15 protein-coding genes are annotated in these 15,178 nt (G+C 71.9%); 12 read left to right on the forward strand and 3 right to left on the reverse strand.

The window, feature by feature from the left end:
• Positions 1-10 precede the first annotated feature (10 nt).
• The gene (locus tag Mco01_RS08760) at positions 11-964 is read right to left on the reverse strand and encodes a helix-turn-helix transcriptional regulator (protein ID WP_204056379.1); all 954 of its coding nucleotides are present in this window, start codon (positions 962-964) and stop codon (positions 11-13) included.
• A 96-nt stretch (positions 965-1,060) separates the two neighbouring features.
• Here Mco01_RS08760 and Mco01_RS08765 point away from each other — a divergent pair, with 96 nt between their 5' ends.
• Entirely contained in the window at positions 1,061-1,606 is a 546-nt protein-coding gene (locus Mco01_RS08765) for a DinB family protein (protein WP_204056380.1), read from the forward strand.
• Positions 1,607-1,636: 30 nt separating this feature from the next.
• Here Mco01_RS08765 and Mco01_RS08770 read toward each other — a convergent pair whose 3' ends face one another.
• Complete coding sequence (locus Mco01_RS08770) at positions 1,637-2,488, reverse strand: glycerophosphodiester phosphodiesterase (protein ID WP_204056381.1); 852 nt, start codon at positions 2,486-2,488, stop codon at positions 1,637-1,639.
• 208 nt (positions 2,489-2,696) lie between these two features.
• Here Mco01_RS08770 and Mco01_RS08775 point away from each other — a divergent pair, with 208 nt between their 5' ends.
• The 11 genes from Mco01_RS08775 to Mco01_RS08825 all read left to right on the forward strand — a co-directional run bounded on the left by Mco01_RS08775 (position 2,697) and on the right by Mco01_RS08825 (position 14,262).
• A complete protein-coding gene (locus tag Mco01_RS08775) occupies positions 2,697-2,852 on the forward strand; it encodes a hypothetical protein (protein WP_204056382.1) in 156 nt (51 codons plus the stop codon).
• A gap of 82 nt (positions 2,853-2,934) precedes the next feature.
• Positions 2,935-5,091 carry a sialidase family protein gene (locus Mco01_RS08780; RefSeq protein WP_204056383.1) on the forward strand — a complete coding sequence of 719 codons (2,157 nt, stop codon included), beginning with the start codon at positions 2,935-2,937 and terminating at the stop codon, positions 5,089-5,091.
• A 104-nt stretch (positions 5,092-5,195) separates the two neighbouring features.
• The gene (locus tag Mco01_RS08785; RefSeq protein ID WP_204056384.1) at positions 5,196-5,720 is read left to right on the forward strand and encodes a MarR family winged helix-turn-helix transcriptional regulator; all 525 of its coding nucleotides are present in this window, start codon (positions 5,196-5,198) and stop codon (positions 5,718-5,720) included.
• Positions 5,720-8,260, forward strand: coding sequence for an MFS transporter (locus Mco01_RS08790; protein WP_204056385.1), 2,541 nt, complete (start codon positions 5,720-5,722; stop codon positions 8,258-8,260). The genes Mco01_RS08785 and Mco01_RS08790 overlap by 1 nt, the downstream gene beginning before the upstream one ends.
• Positions 8,261-8,401: 141 nt before the next feature.
• Positions 8,402-9,256 (forward strand): YceI family protein, encoded by an 855-nt coding sequence (locus Mco01_RS08795; protein ID WP_204056386.1) that lies wholly within the window; start codon positions 8,402-8,404, stop codon positions 9,254-9,256.
• Positions 9,257-9,285: 29 nt separating this feature from the next.
• The gene (locus tag Mco01_RS08800) at positions 9,286-9,789 is read left to right on the forward strand and encodes a MarR family winged helix-turn-helix transcriptional regulator (RefSeq protein WP_204056387.1); all 504 of its coding nucleotides are present in this window, start codon (positions 9,286-9,288) and stop codon (positions 9,787-9,789) included.
• Positions 9,790-9,903: 114 nt separating this feature from the next.
• Positions 9,904-10,743, forward strand: a complete 840-nt coding sequence (locus tag Mco01_RS08805; RefSeq protein WP_204056388.1) for an ABC transporter substrate-binding protein — start codon at positions 9,904-9,906, stop codon at positions 10,741-10,743.
• Between the two features lie 5 nt (positions 10,744-10,748).
• On the forward strand, positions 10,749-11,573 hold the full coding sequence (locus tag Mco01_RS08810; RefSeq protein WP_204056389.1) for an amino acid ABC transporter permease: 825 nt from the start codon (positions 10,749-10,751) through the stop codon (positions 11,571-11,573).
• The gene (locus tag Mco01_RS08815; RefSeq protein ID WP_036325490.1) at positions 11,570-12,310 is read left to right on the forward strand and encodes an amino acid ABC transporter ATP-binding protein; all 741 of its coding nucleotides are present in this window, start codon (positions 11,570-11,572) and stop codon (positions 12,308-12,310) included. Before Mco01_RS08810 ends, Mco01_RS08815 begins: the two co-directional genes overlap by 4 nt.
• 292 nt (positions 12,311-12,602) lie before the next feature.
• Positions 12,603-13,667 carry a hypothetical protein gene (locus tag Mco01_RS08820; RefSeq protein ID WP_204056390.1) on the forward strand — a complete coding sequence of 355 codons (1,065 nt, stop codon included), beginning with the start codon at positions 12,603-12,605 and terminating at the stop codon, positions 13,665-13,667.
• Between the two features lie 19 nt (positions 13,668-13,686).
• On the forward strand, positions 13,687-14,262 hold the full coding sequence (locus tag Mco01_RS08825; RefSeq protein ID WP_204056391.1) for a pyridoxamine 5'-phosphate oxidase family protein: 576 nt from the start codon (positions 13,687-13,689) through the stop codon (positions 14,260-14,262).
• A 40-nt stretch (positions 14,263-14,302) separates the two neighbouring features.
• Here Mco01_RS08825 and htpX read toward each other — a convergent pair whose 3' ends face one another.
• Entirely contained in the window at positions 14,303-15,151 is an 849-nt protein-coding gene (gene htpX, locus Mco01_RS08830) for a zinc metalloprotease HtpX (RefSeq protein WP_036325484.1), read from the reverse strand.
• Positions 15,152-15,178 lie beyond the last annotated feature (27 nt).

Consider the following 15,178-nt stretch of genomic DNA (forward strand, 5'->3'; position numbering starts at 1 on the left):
GCCTTCACGCCTACGCCCGGGTGAACCGGGCGCCCCAGTTGTGGATCTGCTCAAGCAGTTCGGGCGGGTCGAGGACGTGGAAATCGGCGTCGAGCACGCCCAGTGCCATGGTCGGCCAGTCGAGGGAGTCGGCGGTGATGCGCACGCGGCAGTGCTCGGCGTCGACCTCCTCGACCGTGCTCCATCTGCCGATCCGTTCGCGTACGGTCGCGGCCGGGGCGTCGACCAGGACCTCCACCCGGTACGGGCGGGGCAGGTTGTCCAGGCCGGAGCGGACGAACTCGGCGGCGTCGGCAGCGGGCAGCTCGCGCGGCCGGAAACGGGAACCGGCGCCGTTCGGCGCGGTGAGCCGGTCGACGCGGAAGCTGCGCCAGTCGTGCCGGGTGAGGTCGTAGGCGACCAGGTACCAGCGGCGGCCGAGACAGACCAGCCGATGCGGTTCGACGTGCCGGTCGGTGCGCCGGCCGTCGGCGGCGGTGTAGGAGAAGCGGAGATGTTCGCTGTCCCGGCAGGCCAGCGCGACGGCGGTGAGCACGCCCGGGTCGGCGCCCGCGCCGGCCGGGCCGTTCCAGCCGGCGGGCACGGTCATCGCGCGGAGCGCCTCGACCTGGCGCCGTAGCCGGGCCGGCATCACCTGCACCACCTTGGCCAGGACCCGCACCGATGACTCGGCGATGCCCTCCACCGCGCCCTGCGCGGCGGCCTGCAGCCCGACGGCCAGGGCGACCGCCTCCTCGTCGTCGATCACCAGCGGCGGCAGTGCCGCGCCCGCGGCGAGCTGGTAGCCGCCGTCAACGCCGCGCTGCGCCTCGACCGGATAGCCCAACTGGCGCAGCCGGTCGACGTCCCGGCGCAGGGTGCGGACCGAGACCCCCAGCCGCTCGGCGAGTTGGGTGCCCGGCCAGTACCGGTGGGTCTGCAGCAGGGACAGCAGCCGTAGCGTTCGGGTGCTGGTGTTCGCCATGTTCGTAAGTCTTCCGCAATTCAGGCCAGAAACTGACCGCTATGTGGCTTAGCGTCGGTCCTGACCGACGGAACAGGACAACGGAGAGCGGAGACCATGAGCGAGACCACGACCGTCGACGAGCCGGCCACCCACGACGTCACCGGCGAGCGTGCCGACCTGCTGGCGATGCTGGCCAAGACCAGGCATTTCCTCCGTTTCACCACCCGTGACCTCACCGACGAGCAGGCCGGGCAGCGGACCACCGCCAGCGAGCTGTGCCTGGGCGGCCTGATCAAACACGTCACCGAGGTCGAGCGGAACTGGGCGGACTTCATCCTGAACGGCCCGTCGGGCGACTCCACCGACATGACCGAGGCCGACATGGCCCGGTGGACCGACAATTTCCGGCTGCTGCCCGGTGAGACGCTCGCCGGTGTGCTGGACGCCTACGCCGAGGTGGCCCGCCGGACCGACGAGCTGGTCGCGACCCTGCCCGACCTGGACGCCACCCAGCCGCTGCCGAAGGCCCCGTGGTTCGAGCCCGGCGCGCGGTGGTCGGCCCGCCGGGTGCTGATGCACGTCATCGCCGAGACCGCTCAGCACGCCGGCCACGCCGACATCATCCGCGAGTCCCTGGACGGCGCCAAGAGCATGGGCTGACACCGCCCGGACCGGACGCCGCAACCCGCCCTATCCCGACGTCACGCCGTGCAGGACGTCCGGCTTGTCGGTGATGATGCCGTCCACCTTGTACGAGATCAGGCGTCGCATGGCCGACGGGCTGTCCACCGTCCAGGCGAACAGCCTCAGGTGACGGCCGTGGACGCGCCGCACGTACGCCGCGCTGAGCCGGCCGTACGGGACGTTGACGTAGGAGGCGTATGTCGCGACGCCGGGGAGTTGGGAGGAGGCGGGCGTGCCGAGCAGGCCGACGGGGACGGCGGGCAGGAGCCGGTGGAAGCGGCGCATCGAGGTCCAGTCGAACGACTGGACGACGAGGCGGCCGGGACGCAGCCACTCCGGATGCCGCCGCAGCTCCAGCGCGACGCGGGCCTCGATGCCGGGGTAGAGCCGGGGTTCCTTGATCTCCAGGAGCAGGCCGAGGCGGCTGCCGCCCATGGCCCGCAGCGTCTCGCCGAGCGTCGGGACGCGCTCACCCCGGTAGGCCCGGCCGAACCAGGAGCCGGCGTCCAGCTTCTTGACCTGGGCGAGGGTGAGGTCGCGGACCCGCCAGGGCGCGTGGCCGGGGAAGACCCGCTCGACGTTCGTGGTGCGGGTGAGGGTCGTGTCGTGCATCAGGACCAGTTTGTGGTCCTTCGTCTCCTGTACGTCCAGCTCGAACATGTGGGCGTGCTGGTCGCGGGCCATGCGGAAGGCCGTGATCGTGTTCTCGGGCGCGTACGCGGACGCCCCGCGGTGGGCCACGGTCACGACCTCCGCCGTACGGCGGTGGGACGGGGTGGCCGCGGCGGCCGGCGGGGCGACGAGCGCCCCGAGAGTCGCCGAGGCGGTGAGGACGGCTGGGCCGGTTCGCCAGGTCATGGGGTCTCCTTATTCGTGGGAGGCGCCTACGACCCGAACCTGACAAGCGGTTGTGGCGATCAGTTGATGCCCGAGTAACCGGCAGATGGCCGGCAACCCAAACCGGGTACGACGCCGGTATGCCCGAAGGGCACCTGATCCACCGCCACGCCCGGCGGCAGAACGCGGCGATCGCCGGCGAGGTCGTGCGGGCCCCAAGGCCGAGGAGGTGCTGTGGCGGCCCGACCTGCAGCAGCCGAAGCGGTCGCAGACGGGCGGCTGGAACGCGCGGTACCGGACCGGCCACAAGGGCCGGTACGACGCCGCGCTCACGGACCTGGTCGCGGAGAGGCTGCCGTTCTGCCGAATCAGATATGCCTTCTGAAATGTGACGATGGCGTGTACATGGTCTGAACGCCGTGAGATTTGGTTGAAGTCGGGCCTATCTCCCGTGTTCCCTGGGTCGGGTGACGACCCCTGCCCGATCATGGCCGGACACCGACGTCGTGGGAGCGGCGGTCTCCGCCCCCGTCACCGTCTACAGCGCCGTGCGGAAGGACCCCTCCGGCGAGCTCGTCCACGAGGGCAACCGGGTGCCGGACATCGTCGCCCTCGACGCCGCCCGGCTGGTGGTCGGCTGGCGGGCCGGGGTGGCCGACCCCGGGGATCCGGCGCCGAAGGACCAGGGCGCCATAAAGATCGCCAGATCCGAGGACGGCGGCCGGACCTGGACCGTCGGGACGCTGGCCGCGGACGACGCGGTCCACCGGTACCACTACGTCGTCTTCCTCAACGACTCCGGCACGCTCCACGCGCTGCTCGGGCGCATCACGATCGCCGCGGACCGCGACGCCGAGGGTGACCTCGACGGCTTCCCGGTCGAGATGACGGTCAAGCGGAGCACGGACGGCGGCCGAACGTGGGCCGACGTCCCGGTCACCGTCGCCGTCCCGCCGAACCCCCGTGGCGTCGTCGTGGCGGGCAAGCCCATCCGGCACGACGGCGTGTGGCTGGTGCCGTACTGGCGCTCGGCCCAGGGGACGACGAAGGCCGGCGTGCTCCGCTCGTCCGACCTGGTCACCTGGACGCCGGGCGCCCTCGCGGAGAACCCGCCGGGCGTGTCGGTCGAGGAGCCGCAGGTCGCGGTCTCCCAGGACGACCCGAAGACGCTGGTCATGGTCGCCCGCACGCTCACCGGCGGCCCGACCGCCGAGGCGCGGGACGCGCACTACCGCACCCACGCCGCGTACGCCGCCACCGCCACCAGCACCGACGGGGGCCTCACCTGGTCGCGGATGACGCTCGACCCCGATCTGCCGAACTACTACGTCAAGACCTTCTTCGCCACGGACGCGAACGGCCTCCACCTCGCGATCTACAACACGCTGGCCGGGCCGTTCACCGGCACCTCGGAGAGCAAGCCCGACCAGTACCGCGAGGTCCTCTACTACAAGGTCAAGCGGCCCGGCACGCCCTGGGGGCCGGGCCGGCTGTTCGCCGACGGCAGGAGGAGCACCACGGGGGCGGGCCGCGGCTGGGACGTCTACGCGAGCGCCGACGAGTACGCGCCGGGGAGGTTCGCCGTCGTCTGGGAGCACAACCAGACCGACATCAGGGTCGCCCGGCTCGACGTCTCGAACGCGTTCACCGGCGTCACCCGGGGCACGGCCGGCTGGACGGCGGGCGGCGCGGCGCAGCCCACGCCGTCCGGCGGGTTCCGCCTCGCCGGGGCGTCGATCAGCCGGCCGTACGGACCGGCGGGCGGGTTCGTGCTGACGGTCCGCGGCGGGGTGACCCGCTTCCCCGAGTCGGGCGAGGGGCTCGGGGTCACGGTGAGCACCGGCGCCCGCGCGCTCACGGTCGCCGTGCGCCCCGACGGCCTGTACGCCCTGGGCACGGCCGGGTGGACCCGCGTCCACGCGCCGTCCGAAGCCTGGCGGGTGATCGTCGACGCGGCGGGGACCGCCACGGCCGAGGGCGGGGCCCGGTGGAGCGTCCCGGTCACCGGTTCCGCCGCCGGGGTCTCGGCCTGGAGCGACGGCGAGGCCGTCCTCGACCTGATCGAGGTCGCCGACCACGTCGCCGGGGGCTCCTGGGACGGCTGGGCGCTCGACGCCCCCGGCGCCCGGCTCCTCGACGGCGGGCTGCGCCTGCGCAGCGCGGGCGGCCGCGTGGTCCAGGCCGTGCTCCCGCTCGACGTGACCAGGGGCTGCGACTTCACCGTCGAGGTCCGCGGCCGGGTGATCGACGACAGCGCGCTCGACCCGCGTACGGGCCTGGGGGTCAGCTTCGGCACGAAGGTCGCCAACGGCGCCCGGCGGCTCATGCTCACGGTCCAGAAGGGCGGCGTCTGGACGATGACGAAGGGCTCCACCGTCTGGACCAGGGTCCTGTCGCTCGGCGGCGCGGGCGACCTCGCGACGTGGACGGTGGTCGTGGACAGCGCGGGCGTGGCCCGGCTCCTGCGCGACGGCGCCGGCACCGGCGCCACCTGGGTCGTCCAGGACAGCAGGCAGACCCCGCAGGTCGCCCACTGGGTCGCCGGAACCCCCGGCGGCAACACGGCCGAGGCCCACATCGACCGGACGATCGTCACGGCCACGCTCAGTCTTCCCTCTGTCTGACCTCCGCCTCTTTCGCCTCATTCGTCCCATAGGGCCGTCCTGAAGGTTGCCTTAAGCAACGATCAGATATGCTTGCTTAGGGAAACTAACTGGAGGCGAGCATCATGGCGTCGGAGGCGAGCTGCGACGAGCTGCTCCTGCGGCTGCTCGACGTGAAGACGGTGATCAAAGGACTGGGCCGCGACCTGCCCTGGCCCGCGGGCCGTACGGGCCTCGCGATCCTCGTCGTGCTGGAGCGGGTCGGCCCCGCCCGCGTCGGGGAGCTGTCGGAGATGTTCGACGTCGACCAGTCGGTCATCAGCCGGCGCGTCGCCGACCTCGAGGACGGCGGCTGGACCGAGCGCGTGCCGAATCCCCACGACAGGCGCTCCTGGTTCATCCGGGCGACACCCGAGGGCGAGCGCCTCGCGCGCGAGTCGTGCGGCAAGCTGCGCCGCCTCCTGGCCGACGCGCTGACGACCTGGTCCGACGACGAGATCACCGAGCTGTCCGGCCTGCTGGCCCGGCTCAGGGCGAGCGTCGAGACGCCGGCGCACGGACCCGGGCGCACCGCACGCGTGCGCGCCCCCGCCGCCGCTCCCCCGCGGCACGTGAACGAAGGCTTGGCAGAGACAGTGGAAGGACACTGATGGCGAACGCGATACCGGCCGAGGTGCGCCAGCCGGCACCCGACCAGGACGTCCCCATGACGCACCGCCAGATCCTGGAGGCGCTGTCGGGGCTGCTCCTCGGCATGTTCGTGGCGATCCTCTCGTCGACCGTGGTGGCGAACGCCCTGCCGACGATCACGGCCACCCTGCACGCCGACGAGACGACGTACACCTGGGTGATCACCGCCTCGCTGCTGGCGGTCACGGTCTCCACCCCCATCTGGGGCAAGCTCGCGGACCTGTTCAGCAAGAAGGTCCTGGTCCAGCTCGGTCTGATCGTCTACGTGATCGGGTCGGCGATCGCCGGCCTGTCGCAGAACTCCGAGATGCTGATCGGGGCCCGGGTGGTGCAGGGCCTCGGGGCCGGCGGCCTCATGGCCCTCTCCCAAGTGATCATGGCGGCGATGATCGCGCCACGTGAGCGCGGCCGCTACTCGGGCTACCTGGGCGCGGTCTTCGCGGTCGCGACCATCGGCGGCCCGCTCGTCGGCGGCGTCATCGTCGACACCTCCTGGCTCGGCTGGCGGTGGTGCTTCTACGTCGGCGTGCCGTTCGCGGTCATCGCCCTGTTCGTGCTGCAGAAGACCCTCCACCTGCCGGTCCGCAGGCGCCAGGTCAGCATCGACTGGGGAGGCGCCGTGCTGATCGCCGCCTCGGTGTCGCTGCTGCTCGTGTGGATCTCGTTCGCCGGCAACAAGTACGACTGGCTGTCGTGGCAGACCGCCGCCATGGTCGGCGGCGCGGTCGTGCTGGCGCTGCTGTTCCTGCTCGTGGAGGTCAAGGCCAAGGAGCCCATCGTCCCCCTGCGGCTGTTCCGCAACCGGACCATCTCGCTCGCGGTCGTCGCGAGCGTCCTCGTCGGCGTCGCGCTGTTCGGCGCCACCACGTTCCTCAGCCAGTACTTCCAGCTCGCCCGGGGCGAGTCGCCCACCAAGGCCGGCCTGATGACGCTGCCGATGATCCTCGGTCTCGCGCTCGCCTCGACGGTCGGCGGCCAGATCATCACCCGTACCGGCCGGTGGAAGGCCATCCTCACCACGGGCTCCTTCCTCCTCACCGTCGGCCTGGCCCTCATGGCCACCCTGCGGTACGACACGGACTACTGGCTCGTCGCCGTCTACATGTTCGCGATCGGCGTCGGCCTCGGCCTGACCCAGCAGAACCTCGTCCTCGCCGTGCAGAACCAGGTGCGGCCCGAGGAGCTCGGCGCCGGCAGCTCCGTCGTCGCGTTCTTCCGCTCCCTCGGCGGCGCGATCGGCGTGTCCGCGCTCGGCGCCCTGGTGGTCAACCGGGTCGGCACGTACCTGCGTGAGGGCCTGGCCGCGATCGGCGTGAAGGGCGAGGCCGGCGGCGACGGCTCGATCCCCCGCCTCTCCTCGCTGCCCGCCCCCGTCAGGGCCGTCGTCGAGAGCGCGTACGGCCACGGGGTCGGCGACGTGTTCCTGTACGCGGCGCCGCTCGCGCTGCTCGCGCTGCTCGCGATCCTGTTCATCAAGGAGGTCCCGCTGCGGACCGCCTCCGCCCCGGCCACCGCGCCGGCCGCCGCGCCGGAGCCGGCCCCCGAGCCGGTCGCCGAGGGGACGCGGGCCAGGAACGGTGCGGCCGCCGGCCGCCACGCCCAGCGCGACCGGCAGCGGCCCGCGCCCGTGGGGGCGCGCGGCGCCGACACGCTCGCCGACGGGCTGGCCGCCTCGCCCGCCGTACGGGACCGCTGGGAGCCCGCGTACGCGGCGGCGGGCGAGTGGGCCGCGGGACCGGACGGCGGCGTGGAGATCCGCGGCTTCGTCAGCGGCGAGGACGGCTTCGCCGTCGGCCACGCCACGCTGACGCTGATCGACGTGCGCGGCCACCAGCTCGGGAGGGCCATGACCCGGGCCGACGGCGGCTACAGCGTCCAGGCGCCCGGAGGAGGCACGTACGTCCTCATCGCGTCGGCCGCCGAGCGCGACCCGCAGGTGGCCACGCTCGTGGTCGGGGACCAGCCGGTGGACTTCGACCTGATCCTCGCGGGCTCCGGCAAGCTGACCGGCGTGGTGCGCGACCTCGACGGGAAGCCGGTGGCCGAGGCGATGGTCGTCGTGACCGACGTCCGTGGCGAGGTCGTCACCTCGGGAAGCACCGACGGCGAGGGCGTCTACACCTTCTCCGGGGTCGTGGCCGGCACGTACACGATGGCGGTCAGCGCGCCCTCCCACCGCCCGGTCGCCGTTCCCGTCGAGGTCATCGGCACCGGCCTCACCCGGCAGGACGTCGAGCTCCGGCCCGGCGCCCGGGTCCGCGGCACCGTACGGGTGCGCGGCGGCGGCCCCCTGAACGACGCGCGGGTGACGCTGCTGGACGCCGCGGGGAACGTGGTCGGCACCACGACGACCGGCGAGGACGGCGAGTACGCGTTCGCGGACCTGACCGGCGGCCAGTACACGGTCATCGCCACCGGGTACCCGCCCGTGGCCGACACCATGACCGTCGACGGCCGGGACGACGACGGCCGCGACATCTGGCTGGGCCACCCCGAGTGACCCCGCCCCCGGCCCGGCCGCGCGCGGCCGGGCCGGCCGGCAGGCCGTTAGCGGGACGAGCGCTTACAGGCGGGTCGCGGGACGAGCGGGTCGCAGGACGGACAAGCGGTTCGCAGGACGAGCAGGGAGAGCACGAGTCGTATGCACACCAGTCAGCAGGCCGCGCAGAGCGCCCCGACCGGCCGCCGGGGACTGCACGCCCTGATCCGCACCAAGGACGGATGGGCCGTCCAGCACGCCGTGGTCACGGTCACCGACATGAGCGGCCTGCAGGTCGCGCGCGTCCAGGCCGACGCCGAGGGAGCCGTGGCGACCGGCCCGCTGGAGCCCGGCGTCTACACGGTGGTCGTCACGGCCGTCGGGTACGCCCCGGCCGCCCAGACGGCGATCGCGACCGGCGCCGGGGTCGCCGAGCTGGGGACGGTCGTGCTGTCCCGCCAGGGCGGCGCCGACCTGCCCCCGCCCGGCGTGTGGACGCTCGACCCCGCCCACTGCAGGATCGCCGCGACGGCCCAGCATCTCGGGCTGAGCAGCGTGCAGGGGCGGTTCACCGAGTTCGCCGGGCAGATCGAGATCGGGCCGACGCCCGAGACCTCCTCGGTCGTCGCCGAGATCGCCGCCGCCTCGATCGACACCGGGAACGGCACCCGCGACGACCACCTCCGGTCGGCCGACTTCCTCGACGTGGCGGCGCACCCCACGATCACCTACCGCAGCGCCGGGCTCACCACGTCCGGTCCCGACCGGTGGACCGTGCACGGGATGCTCACGCTGGCCGGGATCATGCGGCCGGTCGACCTCGACATGACGTACCTGGGGACCGGGCCTGACCCCTGGGGTGGCCTGCGGGCGGCGTTCCGGGCGGAGACCGAGCTGCGCCGCGACGACTTCGCGATGACGTACAACCAGGTGGTGCGGGCGGGTGTCGCCCTCATCGGTGCGACCCTGAAAGTGGAGCTGGACATCCAGGCCGTTCAGGGCGCGTCCCTGCCATAGTGGAGCCGGTGATGGGAGGAGGCGGCGTCATGACGAACGCCACAACGGACGCCGTCATCGGCGCCGGGGGCAGACCTGGCGTGGAGGCGTCCGACGACGCGTACCACGAGGTCGAGCACCAGCTGGCCGTGCTGTTCCGGCGCGCCCACGCGCTGTCGGCGGAGATGAGCCGCCGCATCCATCCCGAGCTGGACCCCGGCGCGTACGGCCTGCTGATCTTCATCGGTCAGGGCGACCCGGTGCGGCCGAGCGACCTCGCGGCCCACCTGGGCGTGGGGAAGGCGACGATCAGCCGCCAGCTCAAGGTGCTCGGCGAGCTCGGCCTGGTCACCCGGGAGCCCGACCCGGACGACGGCCGGGCCCACCTGCTCGCGCTCACCGACGAGGGACGGCAGCGGCTGGAGAACGCCCGGACGGCACGGCAGCGGCGCTTCCGGGCGCTGCTCGACTCCTGGCCGGAGGACGAGGTGCGGTCGCTGGCCCGGATGCTCGCCCGGTTCAACAACCTCACCAGGGAGATGACCGAGGTCTGACCCCTCGGACCAGGATTTACACAGCCGCCTCCAGGCCGTGGCCAACCTGCCGTAACCAGCCTCTAAACTGCGCGTACCAAGCAGTACCTTTCTGAGCAAAGCAAGGAGGCCGGTGTGGCTCCCTGGTCCACAACCCGGAACGCGGCGGGCATCGGCGCGACGGCGCTGGCGACGGCGCTCTTGATCTCCGCCTGCGGGGGAGGATCGACCACCACGGCGACCCCGTCGTCCGGCGGCGCCGCGGGCGGCGTCTCCCTCGTCCACCCGGGCAAGCTGACCACCTGCACGAACATCCCCTACGAGCCGTTCCAGTTCAACCAGGGCGGCAAGGTCGTCGGCTTCGACGTGGACATGGTGGACCTGGCCGCCAAGAAGCTGGGCGTGACGCAGGACATCGTCGACATCGACTTCGCCGCCATCAAGAGCGGCGCGGCGCTCAACGCCCGCAAGTGCGACGTGGCCGCCGCCGGCATGACGATCACCGACGAGCGCAAGAAGAACATCGACTTCTCGATCCCCTACTTCGACGCCACCCAGGCGCTGATGGCCAAGAAGGGCAGCGGGGTCACCTCGCTCGACGACGTCAAGGCCAAGGGCCTCAAGCTCGGCGCCCAGGCGTCCACGACCGGCCTCGACTACGTGAAGGGCAAGGGCTTCGACCCGGTCGAATTCGCCGACTCGCCCAAGGAGCTGCTCGGCCTGCAGACCGGCCAGGTCGACGTGATCGTGCAGGACCTCCCGGTCGTGCTGACCTGGCTGAAGAAGCCCGACATCGGCGCCAAGTTCGAGCAGGTCGCCAACCTCGACACGGGCGAGCAGTACGGCATCGGCATGAAGAAGGGCAACACGGCGCTGGCGAAGGTCATCAACGACGCCATCACCGCCGCGAAGTCCGACGGCACCTACGCCGCGATCTACAAGAAGTGGTTCGGCACCGAACCGAAGACCTCGTGACACCGGTGGCAGGCAACCAGACGGCCGTCCCCTCCGGGGGACGGCTGAGCCCGCGCAGGAGACAGCGGATCGGCCGGGGCGTCCAGTACGGCGTCCTGATCGTGGTCGTGGTCGTCCTTGCCGCCCTGGCCGACTGGGGAGCGATCAAGCAGTCGTTCTTCAACGGTGAGGTCGCGGGCCAGGGCATGCCCACGCTGTTCACCGTCGCCCTGCGCAACACGGTGATCTACACGCTGACCGGGTACGTCATGGGCTTCGCGGTCGGCCTGCTGCTGGCGCTGATGCGGCAGTCCTCGGTCGCGCCGTACCGGTGGATCGCCGCCGGGTACGTCGAGATCTTCCGGGGGCTGCCCGCGCTCGTCATCTTCCTGATGATCGGCAGCCTGCCGCTGGCCTTCCCCGGCTTCCAGGTGCCCGGCGACGTGTACGGCCAGGCGGCGCTGGGCCTCGGCCTGGTCTCCGCGGCGTACATGGCCGAGACCTTCCGCGCGGGCCTGCAGGCCGTGCCGAAGGGGCAGATGGAGGCCGCCCGCTCGCTCGGCATGCCGTACCTGCGGGCGATGGTGTCCATCATCATCCCCCAGGCCATCCGGATCGTCATTCCGCCGCTCACCAACGAGCTGGTCCTGCTGTTCAAGGACTCCTCGCTGGTGCTGTTCCTGGGGGTCACGGCCGGGCAGGTCGAGCTGGCCAAGTTCGGCAACGACCAGGCGTCCACGTTCGCGAACCCGACGCCGATCCTCATCTCCGGCCTGACCTACCTGCTGATCACGATCCCCCTCGGCTACGTGGCGCGGCGGCTGGAAGCCCGGCAGGGAGCGGCCCGATGAGCACAGTCGAGATCAAGAACCTGCACAAGTCGTTCGGCAGCCTCGAGGTCCTCAAGGGCATCGACTTCACGGTCGAGAGCGGCCAGGTGGTCTGCGTCATCGGGCCGTCTGGCTCGGGCAAGTCGACGCTGCTGCGCTGCGTCAACCTGCTGGAGCAGCCGACCTCCGGGCAGGTGGTCGTGGACGGGGTCGACCTCACCGACCCGGACGTGGACATCGACGCCGCCCGCCGGCGGATCGGCATGGTGTTCCAGCAGTTCAACCTGTTCCCCCACCTGACGGTCCGGCGGAACGTCACGATCGCGCAGGAGCGGGTCCTCAAGCGGGGCCGCGGCGAGTGCGACCGCGTCGCCCAGGAGAACCTGGAGAAGGTCGGCCTGCTGGAGAAGCTCGACGCCTACCCGGGTCAGCTGTCCGGCGGCCAGCAGCAGCGGGTCGCCATCGCCCGGGCGCTGGCGATGAACCCCTCGCTCATGCTGTTCGACGAGCCGACCTCCGCGCTCGACCCCGAGCTCGTCGGCGACGTGCTGGCGGTGATGCGCACGCTCGCGGAGGACGGCATGACCATGCTGGTCGTCACCCACGAGATGGGCTTCGCCCGGGAAGTGGCCGACCGGGTGGTGTTCATGGACCAGGGCGTGATCGTCGAGGACGGCCCGCCCGAGCAGGTCATCGCGGACCCCCAGCACGAGCGGACCCGCGAGTTCCTCCGCCGGGTGCTCCACCCCGGCGTCTGACCCCCATCCGGGCCGGCCTGGTCCGGCCCCGGCCTGGTCCGGCCGAGCCGACCCTGGTCCGGCCCGGTCCCGGGTTTGATCCCGGTGGCCCGCTCGCCGGACGTCGCGCGCCCAGACGCGCGACGCTCCGGCGGGCGGGCCGTTTCCGTGTGACGGGCCCGTGCCGGGCCGTGACGTGCACGACGACGTCCGCGGTGCCCTGCCGGCGGCCGGCCGCCGGGCGTGTGGCCGATTCGTGACCCAACCTTTCGTTCCCGGGACGCATCTACCGAGATGAACGAAAGGAACAGAGATGAACAGAACCGCCGTCCTCGCGCTCGCCGCCGCGGTCACCGTGACCGCGCTGCCCGGCGTGGCGCAGGCGGAGGCGCGTACGGGAGCCGCCTCCGCCACCTCCCTCAGAACGTCCGCCTCCGCCAGCTCCCTCAGGGCGTCCGCCTCCGCCACGTCCACGAAGAAGACCATCCGGTACGCCTGGGTGAAGTCGTGCAAGAAGAAGGACTACACCGTCCCCTGCGGGCCCTGGACGCTGACGCTGCGCGACGGCAGCAGGGTCCCCCTCAAGGACGCCCGCGTCTTCCCGCTCGACGGCCACAAGGTGGACAAGGAGTCGACGGCGCCGCTGGGGGTGAGCGGCGACGGCGGCAGCGTCGCCTACTTCCGCGCCTCCGACAACAGGATCGTGGTCCGCGACATCCGGACGAACCGCGTGCGGGTCCTGCCCGGGGCCGCCGCCAGGCTCCCCAAGGGTGTCGGCATGTCCTCGGCCGACCTGCAGATCGACCGCACCGGCCGTTCCGTCGCGGTGAGCTACCAGGCCGACAAGCCGAAGCCTTCTCTCGTGGCCGACCTGACCTCGGGAACGGTCCACACATTGCGGTCCGACGTCAACGTCCAGAGCTTCAGCCCCGACGGCGGCCACCTGCTCGCCACCCGGTCCACGGGCGAGAACACCACCGAGTTCCTCGTGTACGACCGGGACGGGCACCGCACCGAGAGCCGGGTGGTGCCGCAGGTCGTGGCCAACAACACCCCGATCGCCCTGGCCGACGACGGCGCCTCGCTCGCACTGATCATCACCGCGCCGTCCGGCAAGCAGCGCCTGCGCGTGTACGACCTGGCCGGCGACACCGTAGGCGACCCGGTCGACGTGAAGGTCCCCAAGGGCGAGTCCGCGTACGGCATGCAGTGGACGTCCGGCGACTCCCTCGACCTGTGGGAGACGCGCAGCGACAAGAACGGCAACACCACCGGCGCGATCCGGCGCGGCCTCGACCCCGCCACGGGCGCCGCCCCCAAACTCGACTCGTTCGTGATCACGTCCAAGGCGTGGACCTGGTGGTTGCCCGGCGAGTGACCGGAGTTATCGTCCAGACATGGGCAAGATCTATGACAGGCTCACCGACCGGCTGCGGGAGTTCATCTCGGCGCAGCCGGTCTACTTCGTCGCCACGGCCCCCGACCAGGGCGGCCATGTCAACGTCTCCCCCAAGGGCTACCCCGACACGTTCACGGTCATCGATGACACGACGGTGGCCTACCTCGACCTCGACGGCAGCGGCGTCGAGACGATCGCGCACATCCGCGACAACGGCCGGGTCACGGTCATGTTCTGCGCCTTCGACGGGCCGCCGAACATCGTCCGCCTGTACGGCACGGGCCGGGTCGTCACCCCGGCCGACCCGGACTTCGCCGTCCTGATCCCCCGGTTCGGGCCGCACTCCGGCGTCCGCTCGATCATCGTGGTGTCCTGCGACCGCATCTCCGACTCGTGCGGCTTCTCGGTCCCGTTCATGTCGTACGAGAAGGAGCGGACACTGCTCGACGAGTGGGCGGGCCGCAAGGACGTCCAGCAGAAACGCGCCTATCGGGCCCGGCACAACCGCGAGAGCATCGACGGCCTGGCGGCGCTGGCCCCGGAGGAGACCGACCCGGTGCGCCACCACTCCTGACCGCGCGCCCGCCGGTGACCGACCGGCCTCCAGGAACGGGTCACCGGCGGTAGCCGGCCATCCGCTCCAGCCGGGCGATGCGCTGCGCGATGGGCGGGTGGCTGGAGAACAGCCGCCCGATGCCGGCCCCGCGGAACGGGTTGGCGATCATCATGTGGCTGGCGGAGGCGAGCCGGCCGTTCTCCGGCAGCGGCAGCCGCCGCACCTCCATCTCGATCTTCCGCAGCGCCGAGGCGAGGGCGAGCGGATCGCCCGTCAGGCGGGCGCCCGCCTCGTCCGCCGCGAACTCGCGCGAGCGGGAGATGGCCATCTGGATCATCGACGCCGCGACCGGGCCGAGGATCATCACGAGCAGGGCCCCGAGGAAGCCCGGGCCCTCGTCGTCGTCCGAGCCGAAGAACAGGCCGACGTACCCGAAGTAGGTGATCATCGTGGCGAGCGCCCCGGCGACCGAGGAGATCAGGATGTCGCGGTTGTAGACGTGCGACAACTCGTGGCCGATCACGCCCCTCAGTTCGCGCTCGTCGAGCAGGCCGAGCACGCCGTGGGTGACGCAGACGGCGGCCTTGCGCGGGTTGCGCCCGGTCGCGAACGCGTTGGGCTGCATGGTGGGCGACACGTACAGGCGCGGCATCGGCTGCCGGGCGTCGTAGGACAGCTCCCGCACGATCCGGTAGAGCACGGGCTGCTCGACCTCGGAGACGGGCCGGGCCCGCATCGCGGACAGGGCGATCGTGTCGGAGAAGAAGTACGCGACGCCGTTGGCCGCGAGCGCCACCAGGAAGGCGAGCCGTACGCCCGCGCCGCCTCCGAGCCAGGCCCCCGCGAGCAGGATCAACGCGGACAGAGCCCCCAGAAGGACCGCGGTGCGCAGGCTGTTGTGGTGCACGCCTCCTCCTCACGGTTTGGTGCGTCC

The organism is Microbispora corallina (assembly GCF_016863035.1).
Classification (GTDB): Bacteria; Actinomycetota; Actinomycetes; order Streptosporangiales; family Streptosporangiaceae; genus Microbispora; species Microbispora corallina.

Excerpts from the sequence above, each read along its gene's own strand:
- Mco01_RS08770 (WP_204056381.1), bottom strand. The coding sequence starts at position 2,488 with ATGACCTGGCGAACCGGCCCAGCCGTCCTCACCGCCTCGGCGACTCTC.
- Mco01_RS08815 (WP_036325490.1), top strand. The coding sequence starts at position 11,570 with ATGAGCACAGTCGAGATCAAGAACCTGCACAAGTCGTTCGGCAGCCTC.
- Mco01_RS08795 (WP_204056386.1), top strand. The coding sequence starts at position 8,402 with ATGCACACCAGTCAGCAGGCCGCGCAGAGCGCCCCGACCGGCCGCCGG.
- Mco01_RS08785 (WP_204056384.1), top strand. The coding sequence starts at position 5,196 with ATGGCGTCGGAGGCGAGCTGCGACGAGCTGCTCCTGCGGCTGCTCGAC.
- Mco01_RS08820 (WP_204056390.1), top strand. The coding sequence starts at position 12,603 with ATGAACAGAACCGCCGTCCTCGCGCTCGCCGCCGCGGTCACCGTGACC.
- Mco01_RS08765 (WP_204056380.1), top strand. The coding sequence starts at position 1,061 with ATGAGCGAGACCACGACCGTCGACGAGCCGGCCACCCACGACGTCACC.
- Mco01_RS08790 (WP_204056385.1), top strand. The coding sequence starts at position 5,720 with ATGGCGAACGCGATACCGGCCGAGGTGCGCCAGCCGGCACCCGACCAG.
- Mco01_RS08800 (WP_204056387.1), top strand. The coding sequence starts at position 9,286 with ATGACGAACGCCACAACGGACGCCGTCATCGGCGCCGGGGGCAGACCT.
- Mco01_RS08760 (WP_204056379.1), bottom strand. The coding sequence starts at position 964 with ATGGCGAACACCAGCACCCGAACGCTACGGCTGCTGTCCCTGCTGCAG.
- Mco01_RS08825 (WP_204056391.1), top strand. The coding sequence starts at position 13,687 with ATGGGCAAGATCTATGACAGGCTCACCGACCGGCTGCGGGAGTTCATC.